Genomic DNA, 21816 nt, shown 5'->3' with positions numbered 1-21816 from the left:
TGAATTTGTCTAATTTTTTCTACACTAGACACAATTTAGTCGTATCTGAACAAATACATAATCTATATAAAGAGGACGTAGGTACCATTTGTCCTTTTAAGGCATTTATGTCAATGATATGCGTAATCCATGATTTTAAACATGATGATCCTCCTAAGTAATACAAAAAAACTCAGAAAAATGTATATAGCTATGATAGAAGTTATCTATACCAATATACTTTAACTAGAGATTATAAATTAATGAAGTTGAAAAGTCTGCAGACGAAGATAGATTTCGAGCTCTAGAATATCTTCACTATCAAAATAACAAAGCTGTCAAAATTTGTCAAGTAATTTTTATCGCAACTGTACAAACATTGCACAGGACAAATTTAAAATGCTGTAAAATGGTGTCTGTTCAGACGCATGTGAAACCAGTGCTTCTTTTCATCCCACTTCCATGCGGCTAAACCCTTTTCATAATCTCCTATCTATCATTTCTTAAACCACTCCCCTAAGTTCTCAATTTCTCAAAGAAATCTTTTAACAAAAGAGAACATTTTGTTTCTAATATTCCACCATAAACTTCAGGTATGTGGTTACAGAATTGAAATATTCTAGTGCCGTTTTCAACTCCTCCACCTTTGGGATTGTAAGCCCCGAAGTACAGACGTTTAATTTTTGCAAAAGAGATAGCTTGAGCGCACATCGGGCACGGCTCTAACGTTACGTACATTTCAGCTTCATAAAGCGTGGAAGTTGAAAATGCTTGTCTAATTGTTAACATTTCTGCATGTGCAGTTGGATCATTAGATATATTGTGTGCAGAGGAGATGATATTGTTTCCATTAACTATTACAGCGCCTATTGGCACTTCGCCATCTTTCTGAGCAAGTTTTGCTTGCTCTATGGCAAGTTCCATGTATTGGTACTTAAACATTAGGTGCTTGGGTAAATATAATTTTCTTTTCTTGGCTTTTCTATTTTTTCTAGGTTATAGAATTCACTAAGGACTATTGTCCTTTTTACAAGGCTATCTATTTCTCGCTTTAAATATTTTTTTATTTCTTCTACCGATTTTAGTTCGTTTATAGCTACAACTACTTCTTCCATTATATCCTCTATAATTTGATCCTCCTCTAATTTATATATTATTTGTTCTACATGCCTATTCAATTCCTCGAAGGTCGCAGATCCATATGTAATGCTATCTTTACTATTTCTTAGTAACATTTTTACCTCTCTATTAGAATAGAGTTTATTAAGTTCTATTAAACTCTATTGTCAATAGTTGCCTTAATAAATGATGTAAAGAGAGGATGAGGAGAAAATGGTCTTGATTGAAATTCTGGATGAAATTGCACACCAATAAACCATGAGTGATTTTTTAGCTCCACTGCCTCTATGCATGTTTTATCTTCTGATATACCACTGCATATCATTCCATTCTCTTCTAAGTTATTTTTATAATCTAAATTAACTATATATCTGTGTCTGTGTCTTTCTGAAATAGTGACACTACTATACACATTTGCCATTTTTGAATTTGGATTTACATTACACTTGTATGTTCCAAGTCTCATGGTTCCACCAAGATCAACGTTCTTACCATCAGCGAGCTTGATGATTGGGTGTTTGCAAGTATAAAATTCTTCAGAGTGTACATCTTCAAGCTTAATAACGTTACGAGCAAATTCAATCACTGCAAGCTGCATACCAAGACATATTCCTAAAAAAGGAATGTTATTTACACGGGCATAGTTTATTGCTAATATTTTACCTTCTATTCCATTATCACCAAATCCTCCTGGAACAAGGACTGAATTAGAGCTTTGTAATTTTTCTCTGATAAACTTTGCATCTATAGATTTTCCATTCTCTTCTCTTGAGTTGACCCAATTTATCTTCACTCTAGCTTTATTACTAATTGCACCATGGTTTAATGCTTCAATCAGTGATTTATATGCGTCAGGAAATTCAGTATATTTTCCTACTATGGAAACGATAACTTCTTGTGTTGGATGTTTCATAGAGTGTACTATTTGGTCCCATTCAGGTAAGCTTGGTTTTGGCTTACTTAAGTGAAAGTGATCCAAAATTTGTGTCCCGAGCCCACATTGATTATACAAGGACGGTAACTCGTATATATGGTTTACATCAGGAGCAGGTATTACGTTAGATAAAGAAACATTGCAAAGATTGGCTATCTTTTCTTTTTGATTATCGGAAATTTCTTTTTCACTGCGACATAATATAATATCTGGTTGTAACCCCGCAGAGTTTAACTCTCGAACTGAATGCTGTGTCGGTTTTGTCTTTAATTCTTGTGCTGCAGTGAGATATGGTATTAAAGTTAAGTGAATAAGGATAACTTTTTGCTTTCCTAGTTTATAATTAACTTGGCGTATAGCTTCCAAAAACGGTTGGCTTTCAATATCACCTACGGTTCCGCCTATTTCGCATATTACAAAATCTAAATCTTCTGTACCATTAAAAATGAAAGATTTGATTAAATCTGTCACATGAGGAATGATTTGCACAGTTTTGCCTAGATAATCACCACACCTTTCCTTCTTTAATAATTTATTATATACTTTACCAGTTGTTATATTGTCGTCCTTGGTTGCTTTAATTTTAGTAAAACGCTCGTAATGTCCAAGGTCTAAATCAGTTTCAGCACCATCCTCAGTAACAAATACTTCCCCGTGCTGAGCTGGGCTCATTGTTCCAGGATCAATGTTGAGATATGGGTCAAGCTTTCTGATGCGAACATTGAATCCATGAGCTTGAAGAAGTGCTCCCACACTTGAAGCAACTAAACCCTTACCAAGTGATGAAACAACTCCACCTGTAACAAAGATAAACTTGGTTTCTTTCATTAATTTTCAAATGGAACAGAAGTTGATTGGCCTTCTTGCTTCTTTTCTGATATAATCTTCTCTGCAATTGATTTTTTATGTACATCTTTTGAACATAATCCTGATAGTAACAGTGTATTTATAATGAACAGCCCAGCAACTATAGAAGTTATTCTACTGAGTGGATTTTCAGAAGACTTTACCGGAATTATTGAATTCATTCCCTGTTGTGAATTACTAAAGCCACTTAATGAACTACTTCCAGGTGGCTGCAGGAGCACTAAAATTACCAATACAACAACTAATATTATTTGAAGTACACTAAGTACTGTTACTGACATTATGAATAGAGCTAAAAATAAAGATTTTAGGAGCATAAGGATCATAAGTCAAGAATATCTTTACCCGAGTAACTTGACTACTGGAACCCAAGTATGTATTAAACCTTATTTAAATTATGAGCTATCAAATTTTAAAATACAAAGATTATGAACCAAAAATGGATGAAAGTTCTTTTATCGCAGATGGTGTGCGTATCATAGGTAACGTTGAAATAGGAAGGAATGCGAGTATCTGGTTTAATTGTGTGATCAGAGGAGATGTTGGATCAATCAAAATAGGCGATGGAACGAATATTCAAGATGGCACTGTAATTCATGTAGATAGAAACCCAGGTGGTGATACGATTATTGGTAGTATGGTGACGGTAGGACATTTTTGCGTATTACACGCATGCACGGTGCATGATAAAGCATTTATTGGTATGGGCTCTATCATAATGGATCATGCGATTGTGGAGTCTGGAGCTATGGTAGCTGCTGGCTCACTGGTGACACATGGAAAAGTGATAAAAAGTGGTGAAGTATGGGCTGGCAGGCCAGCACAATTCTTCAAAAAAATGTCAGATGAGGAAATAAAACATATTACACAATCTGCACAAAATTATATCATGCTGATGAAAGAATATAAGGCTATATGCTAGGTTGAGAAATCTTCAGCTCTGATGCACATTCTACGTTAACTACTTCAAAAGCTTCTTCAACTATAGAATGCTTATCAATATAAGCTTCTTCAACTCTAGGAATATGCTGATTAATAAAACTACCTCTGACTAGAATATCCTTTATTGGCCAGTTTGTTTCTGTTGGAGTACCTGATAATTTAGCTGCAAATTTTATCGGTGCTGACGTTAGAAAAAGAGATATAGTATTATTTGAATTAAGATAGAAGTTTACATGATCTTTACAATCTTTTAGATTTATATCTCCCGGAAAATCTGGTATTTGAGATTGTATATTTGCTTTTATGAAGTTCATCCGACCGAATTTTTCAGTAAGTATCCCTACCTCTTTTGGAACTTCTAATGGGATGATAATATCATTGCTAATTCCATTTTCTTCTTGAGAAAAAAGTTCAGTGTATGCTCCTTTTTTACTGTGTTTCTCAAAATACTTAGGAAAATAAATATTGAGATATTCAGAGTGTAATTCTATTCGACTTTTCTGATCATTTTCTAAGATAAACGTATATTTATCACCATTTTGCTTAAGTTCGCATAACTTAAATTTACTAAGGTCAGAGTCTGGAAATGGCTTTTCAATTTCAAAAGCAAGTGTAAGAGTGTGCGTTGTGTGATCAAATTCATTTTTTTCTTGTAGACCATCTTGTAGACTATAGTACTTATTTTTTTCATACTCTTTTCCTTCTATGTTAGCACTCACTTCCTCTTCATCCAAATTTTCAATAGCATCAAAAAATTCTTCTTCATCCAGATCTCTTTCTTTTTCACCTGGCTCTTGTTCTTTCAGAGAATCATACCATACATCCTCTTCATTAACTTTCTCCTCTATTGTATTTTCTACACTTATTTTTCTTGTATGATCATTTCCATTGCTAGCAGTTGTTTGATGATGTGTATCGTTAGTTTGAAAAAAGCTCTTTACTTTTGATATTAAGCTAATCCATGAAAGTCTGACTTGATTAAGTAGCCATTTAAAACTCTTCATTGTTTTACCCCAACCTAATTACTAAAAATTGTAACAGAATAAATTAAATATGTCAATAAGATACACAAATTGTACTAACTGGGAATTAGTGGCAGCACTTAACATCTGTGTAAATTTTGACATAGGCGTTTTCTGCATTTTAACCAAATCAGTAAGGAGAACACCATTGATATTCTCCTTTTAGAAGCAACTTGAATAAAACTGATAAAGTTTGAATTAAAGTGTGATTAGGAAAGTGAGTGATGAGAACTCTTTATTTGGACTTCTTTTGATTCATCTATTTTAGTATTAGGTCTTAGTGCTTCATATGTAGCACCACCAGCTACGAGTGCAGATGCTGTAGCTATGCCAATTATTGCTAATATACTTAGTCTAGTTGTATGTTCAAGTATAGTACTTGCTACCAGCCCAACAGCAAGACCAACACCAATAACAGCAGTGTACAACATTCTAGGATTATTTGAATTAGGCATATAGCTCACTAACTCTCTGCAACACTTTTCTGATTCTTTCTTTATATCCTCGAGCTTATTTAGATCTTCTTCTTCTATTTTAGCATTTAATTCTAGTTTCTTACATAATTCTTGCATTTCTTTTACTTGTTTTTCTAATTTTTTTAAAAAATTTATTATTTTTGTTCCTTGTAATTTTATTATTGTTTCCTTAAGTAGTAACGTTGATATTGGCATTGCTATTTCTTCTATCTCTTTTTCTGTTTTCCTTTCCAATTCCACTACTTTTTCTATTCCTTCGTCTGATATTTCAGTGTCTTTTTTTAGTTCTATTTCAAATTTTCTTTTTTTCAACTCTGATTTTGCTTCTTCTAATGATTCTAATGCATTCCATAGCTTTTCACCAGAATTCTGACTCCGTTTTGGTGACATAGACTGACTGCCTTTGAACTTTTTTGGTGATATGGGCTGATTTTTACCATCTTTAAGCTTTTTTGAGTTTTCACCAGCACTTACTTTAGCCATAATAAACCTCGCATATTAAATAATGCTATTACATAATATCTTTAAAGCTCAAGGTCAAATAGTATCTTTACATAATATAAATCATAAACAGAAAATTTTAGTGTAAATTGCCATATTTACTTTGTGCTACGGTTTGAGATAGAATAACAACTTGCTTCAAATATGGAAAGGCAGTACAACTCTATAATCAAGTTACTGAACTCTCATTTACTCCTCTTTTTTTGTAAAACAATCTACAATTCATTAGAAGATCTTCAGATAGACGTTGATCATTGGTTGTGTTTTTACAATGAGACAAGACCTCATTCTAGTAAATATTGTTATGGCGATGTAGACTTTCCTGAATAGAAAACATATTAGAAAAATATTAGTAGCATTACATAAGAGACTGATATTAGTTTTCAATTTTTCTGTTAGTTAATTCTTGCTTGCTAGGTTAAGTTGTGTCTGGTAACCATAATGGCAAATCTTGTTAATTTGAGGCGTGGATTTTAGCCTCTCTCATCCTTACATTAGTTACATATTCTTTCGCAGAGGGCTAATGATAGCAATGAATTTATTAGTAAAATTCAGTAATTTATAACTGACAATTAGAGCTGTTAATTAGCAACTCACTTTAAATAAGTTACTCAACTGTGACAGATTTAGCTAAATTTCTCGGACAATCTACATCTAACCCTTTTTTTTCTGCAATAGAATAAGCAAGAAATTGCATAGCAACACTGTAGATAATTGGAGAAACAAAATTGTCAACTTCTGGAAGTTGCACCACATCTATGCAAATTCCCTTTAAGAGCGGTGCTCCTTGCTTATCACTAAAGGCAATTACTTTACCTTTTCTTGCAATAATCTCTTGTATATTGGATAGCGTTTTAAAGAATAAATTATCGTAAGGAATAATTGCGATAACAAGTACAGTAGAGTCTATCAAGGCGATAGAACCGTGCTTCATTTCTCCCGCTGCAATACCAATTGTGTTGATATATGAAAGCTCTTTTATCTTCAATGCACCTTCCATTGCAACTCCATATGAGCTTCCTCTCCCAATTATAATTATATTATTGTGCTCTAATATACTGCCTGATATATGTTGTATTTCCATCACATTCAAAACATGCTCTACATGTTCGGGAATGGAATTAATAGCACCGCTTAGTTCCTTTATCCTCTCTCTACCCAGTATACCTTTTATTTTTCCAAGCTCTACAGCAAAGCATGCTAAAATTGCAAGCTGCGTAGAAAAGGTTTTTGTCGAAGCAACACCAATCTCAGGTCCAGCAAGAGTATGCAATACAATATCTGAGGCTTTTTCTATGCTGCTATTAAATGTATTAATTATGCTAATGATCATTTGTTTCTGCAATCTCGCATAACGTAGTGCTTCCATAGTATCTGCAGTTTCACCAGATTGAGAAATGAATAAGCCAATACTACCTTCTTCGAGCTTGACGCTGCTATACCTAAATTCTGACGAGATTTCTAGATATACCCGAATTTGAGCAATACTTTCCAGCCAACACTTTGCTATTAGTCCAGCAAAATAGGATGAACCGCATCCAACTATAGTAATGTAACCTAGTTCAGAAAATAATTCTTTGTTGATTTCTTTATATTGTTTATAAAATTGATTTATTGTTTTGTTTAATGCATACGGTTGCTCAAAAATTTCTTTTAGCATAAAGCTAGGGTAACCATTTTTACTAATTAGAAAATTTCTTGGACTGCTATTTTCTGTTCTGCGTTTAACTTGTATACCATTATTATATATACTGAATTCGTTAGATTTTATTACTGCAATATCATTATCTTCTAAATGCAATATTTTTTCTACAAATGAATTCAAAGTATTAGTATCAGAAGCAGCAAACACTTTATTACAGTTATATCCTATTGCTAAAGGCAAATTTCTTTTTGCAACAAATAAAGTATCTGGATATTCTGCAAATAATAAAGCCAAAGCAAGTGAACCTTGTAAATTGTTTAGACACTGTAATATAGAATCAATTGGTGATAACCCTTCATCAAGATATGAAGTTAATATGTTTGGTATCACTTCTGTATCAGTATCGGTGTGGAAAGATACTCCCTTTTCTTCCAGATCCTTTTTTAATATATTGTAATTTTCAATTATGCCATTATGAGCAACAACAACATTATTTATATAAATGGGATGAGCATTTTTAAGATTTGGAGCTCCATGTGTAGCCCAACGAGTATGTGCTATACCAACTTTGCTACTAGATATCTTGCTCTCATGAACAACTTCACACAATCTTTCAACTTTACCTTCTGATTTTTTTACTTCTATCTTACCTCTATTATTTATAATTGCTATACCTGAAGAGTCATAACCTCTGTATTCCAATTTTTGCAACGCGGTTAGTAAAGTTGGTATTACTGAATCACCGCTACTTACTATACCTAATATTCCACACACTTCTTAAATTATGAAGCATTTTTGTCTTTTTTACTTTCCTCTAGTTTATTTTTCTTGCCATTCTTTTCAACTTTGCTTTTTTCAATAGATTTAGCTACTGGCTTTTGAATTTCTTTATTTAAGATTTCAGATATAGCAGACTTTAGGATTTTTATTTCAATTTTTGGTGCTATTTCTAGTATTAGTTGTGCATTTACTTCGTCAACTTTGTTTACTTCACCTATTATTCCACTAGAAGTAATAACCGTATCACCACGTTTTATTTGATCTATCATCCTTCTATGTTCTTTTAGTTTTTTGTGATTGGGACGAATAATGAGAAAATAAAATACTACAAATATTAAAATGAGTGGAATAAAGCTAGCAACAGATGCTGATACATTGTTAGTCGCATCTGCCGCAAAAACCTCAGAAATGAACATATTTAATCCCAATTATTAACGATAAAGTTAAATAGATTAAGCAGCAATTACAATATCATGTCAAGTCTCTGAAAGAAATTAATTCAAATTAATAAGAAAGTTAAGGAATTTTAAGGTGTTTCTGCTGTAATGGCGGGAGTGATGAGACTTGAACTCACGACCTCATGCGTGACAGGCATGCGCTCTAACCAACTGAGCTACACCCCCCATTGCTTTTTAACGTTTGCAATCTTAAAGCTAATCAACGTGTTGCTACTTGTCAATATTTTTTGTTTGCGCTTTTTTGTCTTTTTTATTACTATGTAAATAACTTAATTTCACACATGGCTTATGCAAGTAGTCCCGTTAGGGTTATGCCATGGAGGATAAACTATTTGGAGGAGTAAATATGACAAATTTGCCTAAAGTCACTATACGTGATTTAGCTGAATCTGGTGTGCATTTTGGCCATAAAGTTAGTCGCTGGAATGCGAAAATGGCCCCATATATATATGGTGTACATCAACAGAATCGTATACACATAATAGACTTACGAAAAACATTACCATTGTTAGAGGCGGCAATGAAAGCTTTATACGATGTTGCATCTCAAGATGGTCGCATTTTATTTGTTGGTACGAAATTTCAAGCTTTAGATATTGTTGCAAGTGAAGCGGTTCGTTGTGGTCAATATTATGTAAATGATCGATGGCTTGGTGGTATGCTTACTAATTGGAACACTGTTTCTTCTTCGATAAAAACTTTGATACAATATGAGAAAATATTAAATGATGAAGATAGTATCTTAACAAAAAAAGAATTAGGAAATATTGAAAAGAAAAGAAAAAAGCTTGATAAAGAATTGGGTGGCATTAGAGAAATGGGAGCAGTTCCTGATATTTTATTCATTATTGATACTAACAAAGAGCATATAGCGGTTAAAGAGGCTAAAAAACTGGGTATTCCTGTAGTTGGAGTACTTGATACCAATTCTGACCCAGATGATATTGCCTATCCTATATCAGGAAATGATGATTCAAGAAAATCAATAGAGCTCTACTGTAAATTAGCTGCTGATTCTATATTAGCTGGAATAGAGTCTAGTTTGACAAGGTCTAGAGTTAAGGATGATGAGCTTATTCAAGAAAAAGAAGGGGGTATTGTGCAAACTAAAAAGAAGCGTATGAAGGATGAAACAGAAAGGGAGGTAATAGTAAGTAAATGAAGATGGATTCAAGTAGTATAAGGGAATTACGCGATAGAACAGGGCTTGGCTTAAGCGATTGTAAGAAAGCGTTAGAAGAGTGTGATGGTGATATTAAGAAAGCCGTTGATAGGTTACGTACAATAGGATTTGCTAAAGCTGACAAAAAGTCTGATAGAGTAGCTTCAGATGGGCTTATTGCTATGTGCTTGGCTAAAAATTATGGTGTATTGGTTAAAGTCAATTGTGAAACTGATTTTGTTGCTAGAAATGAGAAGTTCATAGCATTAGTTTCAAATTTAGCATCAATTGCTTGTCAAGAACGTTGTACTAGTCTTGATGAGTTAAAAAATGCCAAATATGAAGATGTTGGTACAGTACAGGAAGCTATTATGAGTGGTACATCGGTTCTTGGTGAGAAGTTAGAGTTAAGCAATCTTTGCTACCTAGAGACTAAGGATGGGATTGTTGCTGGCTATGTACATGGTGATATGCATGGCTTAGGTAAGATTGGTGCTTTAGTAGCATTGCAATCATCTGGTGATAAACAAGAGATTGGAAAGCAAATAGCTATGCATGTAGTTGCTATGAAACCTGAAGCTTTATCTATAGATGATTTAGATCAAGAAAAATTAAACAATGAGCGTTCTATAATTGAGGAGCAAGTAAAGAGCTTAAATAAACCTGAAGAGGTAGCGAAAAAAATAGTAGATGGACGAATGGCTAAATACTATGAAGAAGTTGTTCTACTAGAGCAGAAGTTTATAAAAGATGATAAAATGAAGATTGCTGATTTTATAGAATCAAGTGCTGTTAAATTAGCTAATTATAAGTTACTTACTTTGGATGGTGCAAATAAGTAACAAAACTTCAGAAGTAAAGTACCCCAGAGTGTTATTCAAAATCTCTGGGGAGGCTTTGATGGGATCAAAGCTATTTGGCCATGATATGGAAGTTATAGATAAACTATCCAAAGACATAGTTGAAGTTTGTAATCTCGGAGTTCAAGTTTGTATTGTTGTTGGTGGTGGGAATATTTTTCGTGGTGCATCAGCATCTTTAAGTGGCTGTGAAAGAGCAAGCAGTGATTATATTGGAATGCTTGGTACTGTCATTAATGCTTTAATTTTGCAAAATTTTTTAGAAAAAAGCTCTATAGTCTCTAGGGTGTTGTCTGCTATACCCATGACTACTATATGTGAACCTTATATAAGAAGGAAGGCTATTCATCATTTAGAGAAAGGTAGAGTAGTCATTTTTGCAGCAGGCACAGGTAACCCATTTTTTACTACAGATACAGCTGCAGCTTTACGTGCTGTTGAAATGAATTGTGATGTTATTTTAAAAGGTACTCAAGTAAGTGGTGTATATTCTGCCGATCCAAAAAAAAATGAGAATGCTGTGATGTATGATAGGCTTTCTTATACAGATCTGCTAACTCGTGATTTAAAAGTTATGGATGCATCAGCAATTTCACTTGCTCGTGAGAATTCTATCCCAATTGTAGTTTTTTCTTTAAAAAGAGAAAAAATGGTTGATATTATTAAGGGTCAAGGCACTTATACTATAGTTTCAGATTGTAAACATTAGGTAATTTATGTTAAACGAAATAAAAGCTAAAACAAAAGAAAGAATGCTAAAAACTATTCAGTCTTTTCACGATGATATGAAAGGTGTACGTACTGGTAGAGCTAACGCATCATTACTTGATGGTATAGTTGTAAATATCTATGGTGGACATCAAAAACTGAACCAAGTTGCAGGAGTTTCAGCTATAGATAACAAAACTCTATCAGTTAAAGTTTGGGATGCTACTGCTATCGGTGAAGTAAAAAATGCGATAATCAATGCTAACCTGAATTTAAATCCTGTTGTTGAAGGAAATACTATACGTATAGTTCTTCCAGACTTAACACAAGAAACTCGTGAAAAATTAGTGAAATTATTGCATCAATTTTCTGAAAATGCACGAGTTGCAATTAGAAATATACGCAGAGATGTTATGGAAGAAATAGAGGAAATGAAGAAAAATAAGGAAATCTCAGAAGATGATTTTCATGTTGCCAAAAAGGAAATACAAAACATTACTGATGATAATGTAAAAAAAGTCGATGATGACTTATCTATTAAAGAAAAGGATATATTGCATCATTAAGTTAATATGAAAGAATTTTTCAGTATTGAAAAACATAAGAGGATTCGATATAGATACAGTTGTATGAATGCTGTGATTCAGATCTCATCATTACGCACACATTTGATCGTTATACCTTTTGAAATCTAGAAAAAAAGCTTTTCAGTTTGATTTTTTATTACGATAATTAAGTTTACACTCTTGAGCGAAAACGATGCTGAAACGCCTTTTCCTTATTTTTGCATTTGTATTACTCATCCCACTGTCAAATGTTGATGCCAGAAGATATATCAGAATTGTTGGATCTTCAACTGTTTTTCCTTTTATCTCATTTATATCTGAAGAATTCAGCCGTATATTTTCCTTTAAAACTCCAGTTGTAGAATCGATAGGAAGTGGATCAGGGTTCAAAATGTTTTGTTCAGGAATAGGGGAAGGCACACCAGATATCACTACTTCATCTCGCCCTATGAAGGAAGTAGAGAGAGAATTATGTAAAAGAAATAAAGTGAATGAAGTAATAGAGATAATAATTGGCTATGATGGAATTGTTATTGCAAATTCAAATCAAAGCCATAGATTTGATTTTACAAAAAATGACCTGTTTGAAACTTTATCTTCATATTCTGAAGACAATGATAGATTAGTAAAGAATAACAAGAAATTTTGGTCTGATGTAAATCAAGCTCTACCAAAAACAGAAATTAAAATCTATGGCCCACATCAAAATACAGGTACACATGAAACTTTGATTAATTTTATTATGCTTGATCAATATTCATGTATGAACTCAAGGATTTTCAAAGAGAATTATCAAGACCAAGAAAAAAGAAAGAAAGCATGTAGTAATATCAGAGATGATGGAAGATATATAGAAGTTGGAATTAATGAAAACATAATAATACAAAAATTGAAGAGCAATAAAAATGCTTTAGGAATATTTAGCTTCAGCTTTTTAGCGAAAAACCAAGATGAGATTCAAGGAAGCACAATCGCAGGAATTGAGCCAACTTATAAAAATATATCATCGGGGGAGTATATGTTAGCAAGGCCTTTATATCTTTATATAAAGAAAGAACACTTAGATACTGTTGATGGATTAAGGGAATTCATTAGAGAAGTTGTAGACTCTATTAGTACTGAAGGTGGATATTTATCTAGGCTTGGCTTAATTCCACTTTCAAGCGAAAATATAAAAAAAGTCTTGGAAAAGGTTCGTGATATAATATGATGACTTTGATATTTTTTTATTCTGGATACTAGGTTAAAAATAGAACGTTTAAATTTCTTGTTTTTATTGTTATCATACTTAGATTTCCTAAGAACTTATTTACTACAAAATACAACAAGTTCTATTTATTTGAGAAAGTTGTGCGTCTTGTAGAACAGATTTTGTTGTAGGTTTCTCTGTAGCTATTTCAAGGTTTTCTTCTATGGTTTTTTGTTCTCTGTAATCTTTAACTTCTTGAATGAAATCTTCAAGCCACTTCTCACTACCTATCTTGGCATGTCGTTGTTGCTCACCTTTAAGAAGTTTTATTACAGCTGCATCTTGATTTTCAGGCACTCTTTGATATTTAAGCCACAAGTCACGAATATCAGGAGGAGCTTTTTTCAAATGAGCTTCAAAGGTTGCTTTTGTGTCTTTTGTACTTTCTTCTTGTTGATCTTGATGGAATTTAAACCAGAAATTGCGAATATCAGGAGAAGCTTTATCCCAAAGAAGTTTAGTAATTTCTTTTATATTTCTCAGATCTTCTTGTTTCAATCTTTTACCATCACCTATATATCGTTTATTAAGACCAACTTGCAGAGGATAAAGTAAAAGGGTAGTTTTGCTCTGTGAATGTATAGGTCTATTTAAAATCATTGCTAGATTTGTATCACAATCTTCTAATACTGCTTTAACTTTTTTAACATCTAAATAATCTATTGCTTGACGTAATTTGTGGTGAAGATCACTTGTTCTCTTTAAGTTTTTCACTTTTTGCATATGCGAATCATCATTTCCTTTCGCTTCTTGCATAGCTATATCACACGAAATACTCTCAATTTTTTGCTCCATTTTCTGTATACATTGATTAATTTCCTTTTGATTTTTTTTGAATATAATCAACTGTGAAGTGGTACAAGGGTTAGGTAGATCGTCTTTAAACTCTTTTTGTATATTACTAGGTAATTCGCTTTTCAAAACTTCTTGTATATCGCTATCGTAATTATTTTTTATATTCTCAAAGTTGCCTTGTATAGCTTCACTAATTAATGAATCTCGAATGTTTTTTTGTCTGTCAGTTAATAACATACCTTACCTCTATCTCTTATGGCAAATTTAGCGCTATAATTATACGTATTTATAATCAAGTCAAGAGAAAAAATTAGCAAAGCGGTTGAAGTTTTAATAACATATAGCTTTCACAGTACTGTCTATGGAAAGTCTGCAAGTTTTACGTTCAATTGCGTTTATTGTGGGAATTTTTCTATTGTTGTTTGGCGTAGCAATGCTTATTCCTGCTATTACTAATAATTATCTAGGTTACGAATGGAAAAATTTTCTGGTTGGATTTATAGTTACCTGCACATTTAGTGCGACTTTTATTCTACTGGGTAAACTAAATAGGGTACATGGAATGCCGGCAATTTTTGCGATTACCAGTTGTACCTGGATTGCATTATCTCTGTTTGCAGCTATTCCATTTTATCTTGATAGTTTAAGCTACATTGATGCACTGTTTGAAGCAGTATCTGGGATTACAACCACAGGAGCAACTGTTCTAAGTTACATCGAGCAACAATCTCCGGGGATACTACTGTGGAGAGCAATGCTACACGGTATAGGTGGTTTTGGAGTAATTACAGTAGGAATTGCAATTTTTCCCATATTTAAGGTTTTGAGCTTAAATAATTTACTCTATTCTGAGTACTCAGATGCTCTTAAAAGAAAGTTACCACATACGCGAAGCGTAGTAATACATATTGCAGAAATATATTACTGCCTAATTTTATTGTGCATATTTTCCTATTATCTAGCTGGCATGCCATTATTTGACGCAGTATGTCACGGAATGTCCGCTGTATCAACTGGTGGATTTGCTAACTATAACGATTCTATAGGCTACTACAATAACCCTATATTGGAGGTCATAACAATTATCTTTATGATTTTAGGCTCTTTACCTTTTCTGAGCTATTTAAAAATTATAAGACGATTAGACGTTTGTTATGATGAACAGGTCTCTTACTTTATTAAGATAGTTGTTATCTCATCTTTGCTTGCTTGTTTTTGGTTATATAAAAATTTTGACTTAGGAGTATTTTTATCATTTAGGTACAGCACATTCACCATTACCTCCTTTATCACATCAACTGGCTATGTAATGTTCAACTACTTGAATTGGAGCTTTATTTCAGTCTTAGCTTTCTTTTTAGCCTTTATTGGTGGATGTGGTGGTTCTGCTAGTGGTGGAATCAAAATCTTCCGTTTAGTCATTTTTCTAAAATCTATAAGGAATTACTTTAGCTCTTTATTAAATCCAAGTGAAAGCGATAGAGTAAAACTCAATGGTAAAATACTGGAAAATGATGAAGTTCAATCCGTCTTTACGTTTTTTGCGATTTACATGTTAACGTTCACTATATCATCAATAGTGATGTCTTACTTGAGCAATGCGGACTTTATAACTAGCATCAGCTCTGTTTCTGCAATGCTTACAAATTCTGGCCCAGGATTTAGTAACCTAATAGGTCCTTCAGGTAATTATTCCTCCTTTAGTGGTGGAGTAAAGCTATTTCTATCGTTTTTGATGCTGCTTGGCAGGCTTGAAATATTGCCAATTTATTTTTGTATAGGTAGTTTATACTGGAAACTTTGCCATTCCAGAGTGTAACGCTAATTCAGGTTTACATTTAAATTCTATTACATATTATTATAAGTATTACAAAACTTTAAAGGACAATTATGGCAGTTATGCCAGATAAATGGATAAGGGAAAAGGCTGAAAACTCTAGAATGATAGAGCCTTTTGTGAATCATAAAAGCAGTAAGGGTGTTGTATCTTTCGGATTATCATCTTATGGCTATGATGCAAGAGTTAGTAATAAGTTTAAGATTTTTACTAATGTTAATTCAGCTATTGTAGACCCAAAGAATTTTTCTGAGAATAGTTTCATAGATAAGGAAACAGATGTATGTATAATTCCACCAAATAGTTTTGTGCTTGCCAGCACAGTGGAATATTTTCGTATACCAAGGAATGTACTAGTAATTTGTGTTGGCAAATCAACTTATGCAAGATGTGGTATCATAGTGAACGTCACACCTTTAGAACCTGGATGGGAAGGTCACGTCACACTTGAATTCTCTAACACTACTCCACTTCCTGCAAAAATTTACGCTAATGAAGGAGCATGCCAATTTGTGTTTTTAAGCGGCGAAAGTGAGTGTGAGAAGTCATATGATGATATGAAAGGAAAATATATGAATCAACATGGTATCACTTTGCCGTTAGTTAAGTGATTACTTTATAAAGCAAGATATTGTTGGTTTATATTGAAGATTACCAAAATGCTCTTTTATTAGTTCATCACATCTTTTATCGCCTAAAACTGCACGTGCAGAGTGATTTTTAAATGATTCTATAAAGCTAATAAAGAAATTTGTAGAAGGATTACTTAAAGCTTCTGCAACTTCTTTTTTTTCTTTATCATTGGAAAGCCGATTAAATAATTCTTCACCTTTTTTTTGTAGATCATTTTCAAACTCTTGTTTTACAGTATCCTTATCCGCTCTTTGCAAGAAGAAAAATTCTTCAAAAGTGTACAAGGAAGAGACAATACTGTTAAAGGCACCAGTAAAACATGCACTGCCAACAGATACTCCATATTCTGTTTGCGATTCTACTAAATGTTTAACCAGTTGATATTTTCTCTGTGATATGCGGGTATTAATATCTATATTATCATCAGCACTTTTTTTATTTTCATCTTTACAAGCTTTCCAAACCAAATTTAAAACTTGCTTCAATGTTAATCCGCTTCCACTATGTGTATCAGGGTTGTTTTTTATACGCTCCAAGCACTTAAGTGCATGTTTTTTCTCATCTTCTGTGAGTTGATCTTTATCCACAGCTTTTTGTGTACCATTTGCTATACACTCTAACTGATCAATAAATCCTTCTATTTCCTCTATAAACTTATCATCAACATTAGGCTCGCCATAGTTTTCTTTTAGCTTTTGAACGTTAATATTAATTGCATCATTTACATTAGTATCATGCGTTGTTTGTGGGACACGCACTGCCTCCATAAATGCTTCAGTTCTTTGCTCTAACCATTCTGGTAATTTGCCTCCTGCAAGAAGATATAGCTTACCCAATGCTTGAGCAACTAGAATTAACGCTATGACAAAAACAATAAATGCTATGAGTAATACTACAGCTAAACCAATGACTAGCCATCTCACAGGGGCTAGTAAAATATCTCTTGCCTTTTTAAATTTCGACATTCTTTGTATGTTATCTGGTGTATTTACTGCTACTGGCATAATTAATTTTAAATACTCTTACTACCATTAATATACTATATTTCTCTTATTTTGTCAACTCACATTTCTACTTCTCTACTTTTTCTCGGTAAGGTCAGTAATCGATAACAACAAATAGTCCTAATTTTAATTTGTTTTAAGTTTAAAGTCTTTCGTTAGGTTTGCAGAATACATTTCCTTATTATCTTGGTTATAGAAAGTAAATTTGTGATCGTCTAAACCTAATATTGCAAAGCCAAAGCCGAAAAAGTTTCTAACTTCGTGTGCTAAGTAATTTCTACTATTTGGATAGTTAAATTCTACGTTTTGATAAACAGGTTCTTGATCTTGAGCGTGTAATAATGCACCGCCGTTTCCAACTATAATCTGATCTGGAACATTATCCATTAATAAAATCTGGGCTATATGAATGTGGCCAGAAACTATGGTAGTAACATTGCTTGGAAATTTATCTCCAAAAGCTTCAATTTGTGTAAGATTGCCATGGCTTTTTAATGTCAAAAATTCTTTTTTTGGAGATCTCCAAAGTGGTTTATGAGTCAAAAACCACGTGGGCTTATCTTGTATCAATTTATCAAACTGCCTCTCAAAAGCATCAACTGTGCTTTGGGTTGTAAAAATTTCCTCACCGGATGAAGAGTCGAAGATAAAAAACTTCATCGGCCCAGCATCTAAGAACCAACTGGAAATAAGATCTTCACATTTTTGAGGGGAAAAGGGGTATGAATCTAAATATCTGAACCATCCTTCATAAGCTCTATTACAACTCTCATGATTTCCACGAACAAAAAGAAAAGGAGATTGTGTTAAAATATCTTTTGCAGGCTCAAACCAATCAGCGTACCAAGCTTCTTTGCTATATCCATAAATATCGCCGCACTTTTTTGTGTTTCTACATTTTGTTTGTCTATAATGATAATCACCAACATGGATAATTAAATCTGGTTTATGAAAAGCGATTGAATCTAAATTTTTTTTCAAAGGCCAGTTATCTACAGAATTACATTCTTGCTGAAATAACATATTTATTCTACATCCTGTATCGCCAATGAAGGCAATTTTGCTGATCTTTTCCGCTAATACGGGAACTTTTATATTGTCAATACTAATGTTTTGAGCATTTGTTTCTACTATCAGTTCACAAACTGTTTCGGTATTGTTAATTGAGCTGCGACTTAGCATTTCTACTGCCTTATTATCGACGTAAGCAATGGGACACATGTTATTGTCTATAATCGCACGTATGCTTAATTTATTTTCTGGAATGATTTGAGACCATGTGTACAATATTTGTGCATGATTAGAGTGAAAGCTAATTGTAAGAGATAGAATTAAAAAAATGAAGATATTAGCTACTTTCATTTGTATAAAAACCTAAATTAAGAATTAGTATTAAGATTATCTTAAATGATTAAAGTTTGTAACCATAAAATTCATAGTTAAATTATACAGGCATTTCCTAAATTATCCTAGTATCAGATTGACACTTTAGATGAAAAATCCTAAAATGATTAAGTAATTTAAAGTAATTATATAGAAACTAGAATAAAGTGCGGTCGTGGTGGAATTGGTAGACACGCAGCGTTGAGGTCGCTGTGGCTCACAAAGCCTTGGAAGTTCAAGTCTTCTCGACCGCACCAAGTTGTTTGGTGTAGGTGAAATGTTTATAGGAAATCAAAGTAGAAATAAAGTAGAAAGGGCCATCAGTGAAGTCAGGCGTGGTCTTCCAATTTTAATATATGATGATGAAAATAACTATCTATTGCTTGCTGCTGCTGAAACTTTAGAAAAAAATTTATTTAGTCAATATAAGCTTATATCAGGTAATGTGTATGTTACTTTGACTGCAAGTAAGGTAAAATACATATGTCAGAGTAAAGAACATAGTAGCAAACGTCTGTTGATAAGCAATTTTGATGAACTGCTCCATTTAATAAACTGTTCAAAGGAAGATTGGATAAAAGAGTTGCAATGCTCAAAGACAATAGATGCGTATGCTGTTGCCTTGCTTAAGTTCTCAGAATTATTGCCATACGCGTTAGTGGCTGATATGACTTTTGAGAATAAACATGAAATGCGAAATTGGTGTGAAGAAAATGACATTATTGCACTAAATACGTTACTTGTGAATGATTTTCAACAAAATCATAGTGTGTATGAAGTGTGCAAAACATCATTATTTTTAAAGCAGACTCAAGAAGTAGATATCATATCTTATAGAACCAAAAGTGGCGGAAGAGAACATTATGCAATTATCATTGGCAATCCAGATAAAGATAATGAGCCATTAGTGAGAATTCATTCTGCATGCTATACAGGAGACTTATTAGACAGCTTATCATGTGATTGCAGAAGCCAGTTACATCAAGCGATTCAAATAATGACCGACTTTGGGAATGGCATTATATTATACTTGATGCAAGATGGGAGAGGCATTGGTTTAACTAATAAGTTAAGAGCATACAGTATGCAAAGAAAATATAATCTTGATACTGTTGATGCAAATAGAGTATTGGGTTTTGAAGATGATGAAAGGAGCTTTGCTGTTGCAGCTAAAATACTTAAGAAATTGAACATTAACAAAATACAATTACTTACAAACAATGGTAGAAAGTTATCAGAGTTGAAAAATAACGGTATAGAAGTTACAAAGTGTATACCACTTATTATGGAACGCAATGAATATAATGATTCATATATGGAAACAAAATTTGGCAAGTTAGGCCATGGATTAAGGGTTTATTAGCTTTTTTGTTATAACTACTTTGTTAGCTTGCTATGTTAATTAATATAAGTTAAGATTTTTAAGAATATTGAGATGCTGAAATTTTTAAAACAAGAAAAAAGTAATGAGTCATTGGATAAGGATATAAATTGGAATTCAAGTCGCTATAGCACAGTTGTTGCTCAGAGAAATACTTTACTTTTATTTACATTAATATTACTAGTTGCAATTTCTATAAGCATATTAGCTATATTTAAAATTAGCACAAGTAGCACTATTGAGCCATTCGTTATAGAAATTGACAAAAAGTCAGGAATAGTGCAATTGGTTGATCCTGTTACAGTAAAACAATATTCTGCAAATGAAACGCTGAACGATTATTTTATTTCAGAGTATATAAAAGCAAGGGAGGTTTTTGACCCATATAATTATAATTATAATTATTATACAAAAGTAAGGTTGTTTTCTTCGCCTAGTGTATATAGTGAATTTAGCAATTATATAAAATCGCAGAATATGAATGACCTTTTTAATTTATATTCAGATGCTAAAGGTGAGTTGAAAATTCGTTCAATTCAAAAATTAGGTAATGATGCTCTTCAAGTGAGATTTTCTATAGAATTTACACGAAAAGATGGAAATTCCTCAAGGAAAAATAAGATAGTTGTGATGTCGTATAAATATGCATCGCTTGAAATGAATGATCAGCAAAGATATATTAACCCGTTAGGGTTTCAAGTTATTTCATATAGAGTAGATGATGAATATGTGTAGGATATTGTTAGTTTTAGCTTTACTAATAAGTGGCAACTTAAATGCATCTATTAATAATAAACCTATTTCTGTAGATAGTAGAATAAAGACTTTTGTATATAGCCCTAATGAGGTGTTTACAGTAATTTTTAGTCAAGGTTACTATTCTTATATTGAGTTTGCAGAAGGGGAAAAAGTCAAAAATATTGCTGTTGGTGATGCATCAAGTTGGAAAATTAATCCTTATGATAATAAACTGCTTGTCATGCCATTTGAAGTCAGTAGTCGCACTAACATGATTATTACGACAACTAAAAAGAGAAATTACATTTTTGATCTAATTTCAAGACCAAATTACGATAAATACCCAGATACTGATGCTAAAAAAGTGGATCATGATTATTCCGTTGAAAAGGATATATCTTACGTAATACGTTTTTATTATCCTCAAGAAGAAGATGAATTTGATGTTGATTTAGATGAGGTTTCTTTACCTACTCAAATGCAATACATTACAGAAAAGCCAGAAAAAATAATACAAGAAAATAATACGAGGTACAACTATACATATATTGATGAAGGTGGTAACGTAGATATAGTTCCAATTGAGTTATTCGATGATGGTTATTTAACCTATTTAAAGTTTAGAAATAGTAATAAAATTCCTCAGATTTTTATAGAAGGCGAATCCTGTAAAAGGCTGTTATTTGATGATTATGTTGTAATAAAAGGAGTACATAAAAAGCTATTAATGCGTTATGAAGGTAGTGAAGTTGAAGTTATAAATAGGTCACTTTAGTT

At 32.7% G+C, this 21816-nt stretch carries 22 protein-coding genes, 2 tRNA genes and 1 pseudogene; 13 read left to right on the top strand and 12 right to left on the bottom strand.

Annotated elements, in window-relative coordinates:
- Positions 1 to 495 precede the first annotated feature (495 nt).
- From AB3210_RS04860 to secG, 4 genes are read right to left on the bottom strand one after another with little or no spacing between them, the layout of a single operon-like run.
- Positions 496 to 903 carry a nucleoside deaminase gene (locus AB3210_RS04860; protein ID WP_010404879.1) on the bottom strand — a complete coding sequence of 136 codons (408 nt, stop codon included), beginning with the start codon at positions 901 to 903 and terminating at the stop codon, positions 496 to 498.
- Positions 904 to 920: 17 nt separating this feature from the next.
- Positions 921 to 1214, bottom strand: coding sequence for a hypothetical protein (locus AB3210_RS04855; protein ID WP_007302591.1), 294 nt, complete (start codon positions 1212 to 1214; stop codon positions 921 to 923).
- Positions 1215 to 1252: 38 nt separating this feature from the next.
- Positions 1253 to 2860, bottom strand: coding sequence for a CTP synthase (locus tag AB3210_RS04850; RefSeq protein ID WP_052265041.1), 1608 nt, complete (start codon positions 2858 to 2860; stop codon positions 1253 to 1255).
- A complete protein-coding gene (gene secG / locus AB3210_RS04845; protein WP_007302593.1) occupies positions 2860 to 3180 on the bottom strand; it encodes a preprotein translocase subunit SecG in 321 nt (106 codons plus the stop codon). Before secG ends, AB3210_RS04850 begins: the two co-directional genes overlap by 1 nt.
- 116 nt (positions 3181 to 3296) lie before the next feature.
- On the opposite strand from secG, the gene AB3210_RS04840 reads away from it, so the two are divergent.
- The gene (locus tag AB3210_RS04840) at positions 3297 to 3821 is read left to right on the top strand and encodes a gamma carbonic anhydrase family protein (protein WP_007302594.1); all 525 of its coding nucleotides are present in this window, start codon (positions 3297 to 3299) and stop codon (positions 3819 to 3821) included.
- On the opposite strand, the gene AB3210_RS04835 is transcribed toward AB3210_RS04840, so the two are convergent.
- Positions 3811 to 4845, bottom strand: a complete 1035-nt coding sequence (locus AB3210_RS04835) for a hypothetical protein (protein WP_007302595.1) — start codon at positions 4843 to 4845, stop codon at positions 3811 to 3813. The genes AB3210_RS04840 and AB3210_RS04835 overlap by 11 nt on opposite strands.
- 227 nt (positions 4846 to 5072) lie before the next feature.
- Positions 5073 to 5822, bottom strand: a complete 750-nt coding sequence (locus AB3210_RS04830) for a hypothetical protein (protein ID WP_007302596.1) — start codon at positions 5820 to 5822, stop codon at positions 5073 to 5075.
- Between the two features lie 213 nt (positions 5823 to 6035).
- On the opposite strand from AB3210_RS04830, the pseudogene AB3210_RS06805 reads away from it, so the two are divergent.
- Positions 6036 to 6149 (top strand): annotated as a pseudogene (locus tag AB3210_RS06805) (IS481 family transposase); the annotation flags it as partial.
- A gap of 298 nt (positions 6150 to 6447) precedes the next feature.
- On the opposite strand, the gene glmS reads toward AB3210_RS06805, so the two are convergent.
- The 3 genes from glmS to AB3210_RS04815 all read right to left on the bottom strand — a co-directional run bounded on the left by glmS (position 6448) and on the right by AB3210_RS04815 (position 8888).
- Positions 6448 to 8259, bottom strand: coding sequence for a glutamine--fructose-6-phosphate transaminase (isomerizing) (glmS, locus tag AB3210_RS04825; protein ID WP_007302597.1), 1812 nt, complete (start codon positions 8257 to 8259; stop codon positions 6448 to 6450).
- A gap of 8 nt (positions 8260 to 8267) precedes the next feature.
- Entirely contained in the window at positions 8268 to 8681 is a 414-nt protein-coding gene (gene yajC / locus AB3210_RS04820; RefSeq protein WP_006012489.1) for a preprotein translocase subunit YajC, read from the bottom strand.
- 130 nt (positions 8682 to 8811) lie between these two features.
- Positions 8812 to 8888: transfer RNA gene (locus AB3210_RS04815), tRNA-Asp, on the bottom strand.
- Between the two features lie 181 nt (positions 8889 to 9069).
- On the opposite strand from AB3210_RS04815, the gene rpsB reads away from it, so the two are divergent.
- The 5 genes from rpsB to AB3210_RS04790 all read left to right on the top strand — a co-directional run bounded on the left by rpsB (position 9070) and on the right by AB3210_RS04790 (position 13229).
- Positions 9070 to 9885 (top strand): 30S ribosomal protein S2, encoded by an 816-nt coding sequence (rpsB, locus tag AB3210_RS04810; protein WP_012482019.1) that lies wholly within the window; start codon positions 9070 to 9072, stop codon positions 9883 to 9885.
- A complete protein-coding gene (tsf, locus tag AB3210_RS04805) occupies positions 9882 to 10727 on the top strand; it encodes a translation elongation factor Ts (protein ID WP_052265040.1) in 846 nt (281 codons plus the stop codon). The genes rpsB and tsf overlap by 4 nt, the downstream gene beginning before the upstream one ends.
- On the top strand, positions 10711 to 11454 hold the full coding sequence (gene pyrH / locus AB3210_RS04800; protein WP_010407219.1) for a UMP kinase: 744 nt from the start codon (positions 10711 to 10713) through the stop codon (positions 11452 to 11454). Before tsf ends, pyrH begins: the two co-directional genes overlap by 17 nt.
- Before the next feature lie 7 nt (positions 11455 to 11461).
- On the top strand, positions 11462 to 12019 hold the full coding sequence (gene frr / locus AB3210_RS04795; RefSeq protein ID WP_007302601.1) for a ribosome recycling factor: 558 nt from the start codon (positions 11462 to 11464) through the stop codon (positions 12017 to 12019).
- Positions 12020 to 12212: 193 nt separating this feature from the next.
- The gene (locus tag AB3210_RS04790) at positions 12213 to 13229 is read left to right on the top strand and encodes a substrate-binding domain-containing protein (protein ID WP_012482020.1); all 1017 of its coding nucleotides are present in this window, start codon (positions 12213 to 12215) and stop codon (positions 13227 to 13229) included.
- Between the two features lie 102 nt (positions 13230 to 13331).
- Here AB3210_RS04790 and AB3210_RS04785 read toward each other — a convergent pair whose 3' ends face one another.
- Entirely contained in the window at positions 13332 to 14300 is a 969-nt protein-coding gene (locus AB3210_RS04785) for a hypothetical protein (protein WP_007302603.1), read from the bottom strand.
- A gap of 124 nt (positions 14301 to 14424) precedes the next feature.
- Between AB3210_RS04785 and AB3210_RS04780 the strand changes: the two genes are divergently transcribed.
- Together AB3210_RS04780 and dcd are read left to right on the top strand one after the other, a co-directional pair.
- Complete coding sequence (locus tag AB3210_RS04780) at positions 14425 to 15882, top strand: TrkH family potassium uptake protein (protein WP_052265039.1); 1458 nt, start codon at positions 14425 to 14427, stop codon at positions 15880 to 15882.
- A 71-nt stretch (positions 15883 to 15953) separates the two neighbouring features.
- Complete coding sequence (gene dcd / locus AB3210_RS04775; RefSeq protein ID WP_006012513.1) at positions 15954 to 16511, top strand: dCTP deaminase; 558 nt, start codon at positions 15954 to 15956, stop codon at positions 16509 to 16511.
- Here dcd and AB3210_RS04770 read toward each other — a convergent pair whose 3' ends face one another.
- Together AB3210_RS04770 and AB3210_RS04765 are read right to left on the bottom strand one after the other, a co-directional pair.
- The gene (locus AB3210_RS04770) at positions 16512 to 17537 is read right to left on the bottom strand and encodes a hypothetical protein (RefSeq protein ID WP_052265038.1); all 1026 of its coding nucleotides are present in this window, start codon (positions 17535 to 17537) and stop codon (positions 16512 to 16514) included.
- Positions 17538 to 17663: 126 nt separating this feature from the next.
- The gene (locus AB3210_RS04765) at positions 17664 to 18899 is read right to left on the bottom strand and encodes a metallophosphoesterase family protein (RefSeq protein WP_052265037.1); all 1236 of its coding nucleotides are present in this window, start codon (positions 18897 to 18899) and stop codon (positions 17664 to 17666) included.
- A gap of 190 nt (positions 18900 to 19089) precedes the next feature.
- Here AB3210_RS04765 and AB3210_RS04760 point away from each other — a divergent pair.
- The 4 genes from AB3210_RS04760 to virB9 all read left to right on the top strand — a co-directional run bounded on the left by AB3210_RS04760 (position 19090) and on the right by virB9 (position 21814).
- Positions 19090 to 19177, top strand: a tRNA-Leu gene (locus tag AB3210_RS04760).
- Positions 19178 to 19197: 20 nt separating this feature from the next.
- Positions 19198 to 20283 carry a GTP cyclohydrolase II gene (locus AB3210_RS04755; protein ID WP_052265064.1) on the top strand — a complete coding sequence of 362 codons (1086 nt, stop codon included), beginning with the start codon at positions 19198 to 19200 and terminating at the stop codon, positions 20281 to 20283.
- 72 nt (positions 20284 to 20355) lie between these two features.
- Positions 20356 to 21036: a virB8 family protein gene (locus AB3210_RS04750; protein ID WP_007302609.1), complete on the top strand. Its 681-nt coding sequence runs from the start codon at positions 20356 to 20358 to the stop codon at positions 21034 to 21036.
- The gene (gene virB9, locus AB3210_RS04745) at positions 21023 to 21814 is read left to right on the top strand and encodes a P-type conjugative transfer protein VirB9 (protein ID WP_019236950.1); all 792 of its coding nucleotides are present in this window, start codon (positions 21023 to 21025) and stop codon (positions 21812 to 21814) included. Before AB3210_RS04750 ends, virB9 begins: the two co-directional genes overlap by 14 nt.
- The last annotated feature ends 2 nt before the right edge of the window (positions 21815 to 21816 follow it).

The sequence above is a fragment of the Wolbachia endosymbiont (group B) of Scrobipalpa ocellatella genome (genome assembly GCF_964188425.1).
In the GTDB taxonomy this organism is placed as follows: domain Bacteria; phylum Pseudomonadota; class Alphaproteobacteria; order Rickettsiales; family Anaplasmataceae; genus Wolbachia.
This window is presented reverse-complemented; position numbering and strand designations above follow the sequence as displayed.

What these genes read in the sequence shown, in the direction of transcription:
- AB3210_RS04840 (WP_007302594.1), top strand. Translation starts at nt 3,297, where the DNA reads ATGAGCTATCAAATTTTAAAATACAAAGATTATGAACCAAAAATGGAT.
- AB3210_RS04830 (WP_007302596.1), bottom strand. Translation starts at nt 5,822, where the DNA reads ATGGCTAAAGTAAGTGCTGGTGAAAACTCAAAAAAGCTTAAAGATGGT.
- virB9 (WP_019236950.1), top strand. Translation starts at nt 21,023, where the DNA reads ATGAATATGTGTAGGATATTGTTAGTTTTAGCTTTACTAATAAGTGGC.
- pyrH (WP_010407219.1), top strand. Translation starts at nt 10,711, where the DNA reads ATGGTGCAAATAAGTAACAAAACTTCAGAAGTAAAGTACCCCAGAGTG.
- yajC (WP_006012489.1), bottom strand. Translation starts at nt 8,681, where the DNA reads ATGTTCATTTCTGAGGTTTTTGCGGCAGATGCGACTAACAATGTATCA.
- AB3210_RS04785 (WP_007302603.1), bottom strand. Translation starts at nt 14,300, where the DNA reads ATGTTATTAACTGACAGACAAAAAAACATTCGAGATTCATTAATTAGT.
- rpsB (WP_012482019.1), top strand. Translation starts at nt 9,070, where the DNA reads ATGACAAATTTGCCTAAAGTCACTATACGTGATTTAGCTGAATCTGGT.
- AB3210_RS04855 (WP_007302591.1), bottom strand. Translation starts at nt 1,214, where the DNA reads ATGTTACTAAGAAATAGTAAAGATAGCATTACATATGGATCTGCGACC.
- AB3210_RS04750 (WP_007302609.1), top strand. Translation starts at nt 20,356, where the DNA reads ATGCTGAAATTTTTAAAACAAGAAAAAAGTAATGAGTCATTGGATAAG.
- AB3210_RS04835 (WP_007302595.1), bottom strand. Translation starts at nt 4,845, where the DNA reads ATGAAGAGTTTTAAATGGCTACTTAATCAAGTCAGACTTTCATGGATT.
- AB3210_RS04770 (WP_052265038.1), bottom strand. Translation starts at nt 17,537, where the DNA reads ATGCCAGTAGCAGTAAATACACCAGATAACATACAAAGAATGTCGAAA.
- AB3210_RS04755 (WP_052265064.1), top strand. Translation starts at nt 19,198, where the DNA reads ATGTTTATAGGAAATCAAAGTAGAAATAAAGTAGAAAGGGCCATCAGT.
- AB3210_RS04780 (WP_052265039.1), top strand. Translation starts at nt 14,425, where the DNA reads ATGGAAAGTCTGCAAGTTTTACGTTCAATTGCGTTTATTGTGGGAATT.
- AB3210_RS04860 (WP_010404879.1), bottom strand. Translation starts at nt 903, where the DNA reads ATGGAACTTGCCATAGAGCAAGCAAAACTTGCTCAGAAAGATGGCGAA.
- secG (WP_007302593.1), bottom strand. Translation starts at nt 3,180, where the DNA reads ATGTCAGTAACAGTACTTAGTGTACTTCAAATAATATTAGTTGTTGTA.
- tsf (WP_052265040.1), top strand. Translation starts at nt 9,882, where the DNA reads ATGAAGATGGATTCAAGTAGTATAAGGGAATTACGCGATAGAACAGGG.
- AB3210_RS04790 (WP_012482020.1), top strand. Translation starts at nt 12,213, where the DNA reads ATGCTGAAACGCCTTTTCCTTATTTTTGCATTTGTATTACTCATCCCA.
- AB3210_RS04765 (WP_052265037.1), bottom strand. Translation starts at nt 18,899, where the DNA reads ATGAAAGTAGCTAATATCTTCATTTTTTTAATTCTATCTCTTACAATT.
- frr (WP_007302601.1), top strand. Translation starts at nt 11,462, where the DNA reads ATGTTAAACGAAATAAAAGCTAAAACAAAAGAAAGAATGCTAAAAACT.
- AB3210_RS04850 (WP_052265041.1), bottom strand. Translation starts at nt 2,860, where the DNA reads ATGAAAGAAACCAAGTTTATCTTTGTTACAGGTGGAGTTGTTTCATCA.
- dcd (WP_006012513.1), top strand. Translation starts at nt 15,954, where the DNA reads ATGGCAGTTATGCCAGATAAATGGATAAGGGAAAAGGCTGAAAACTCT.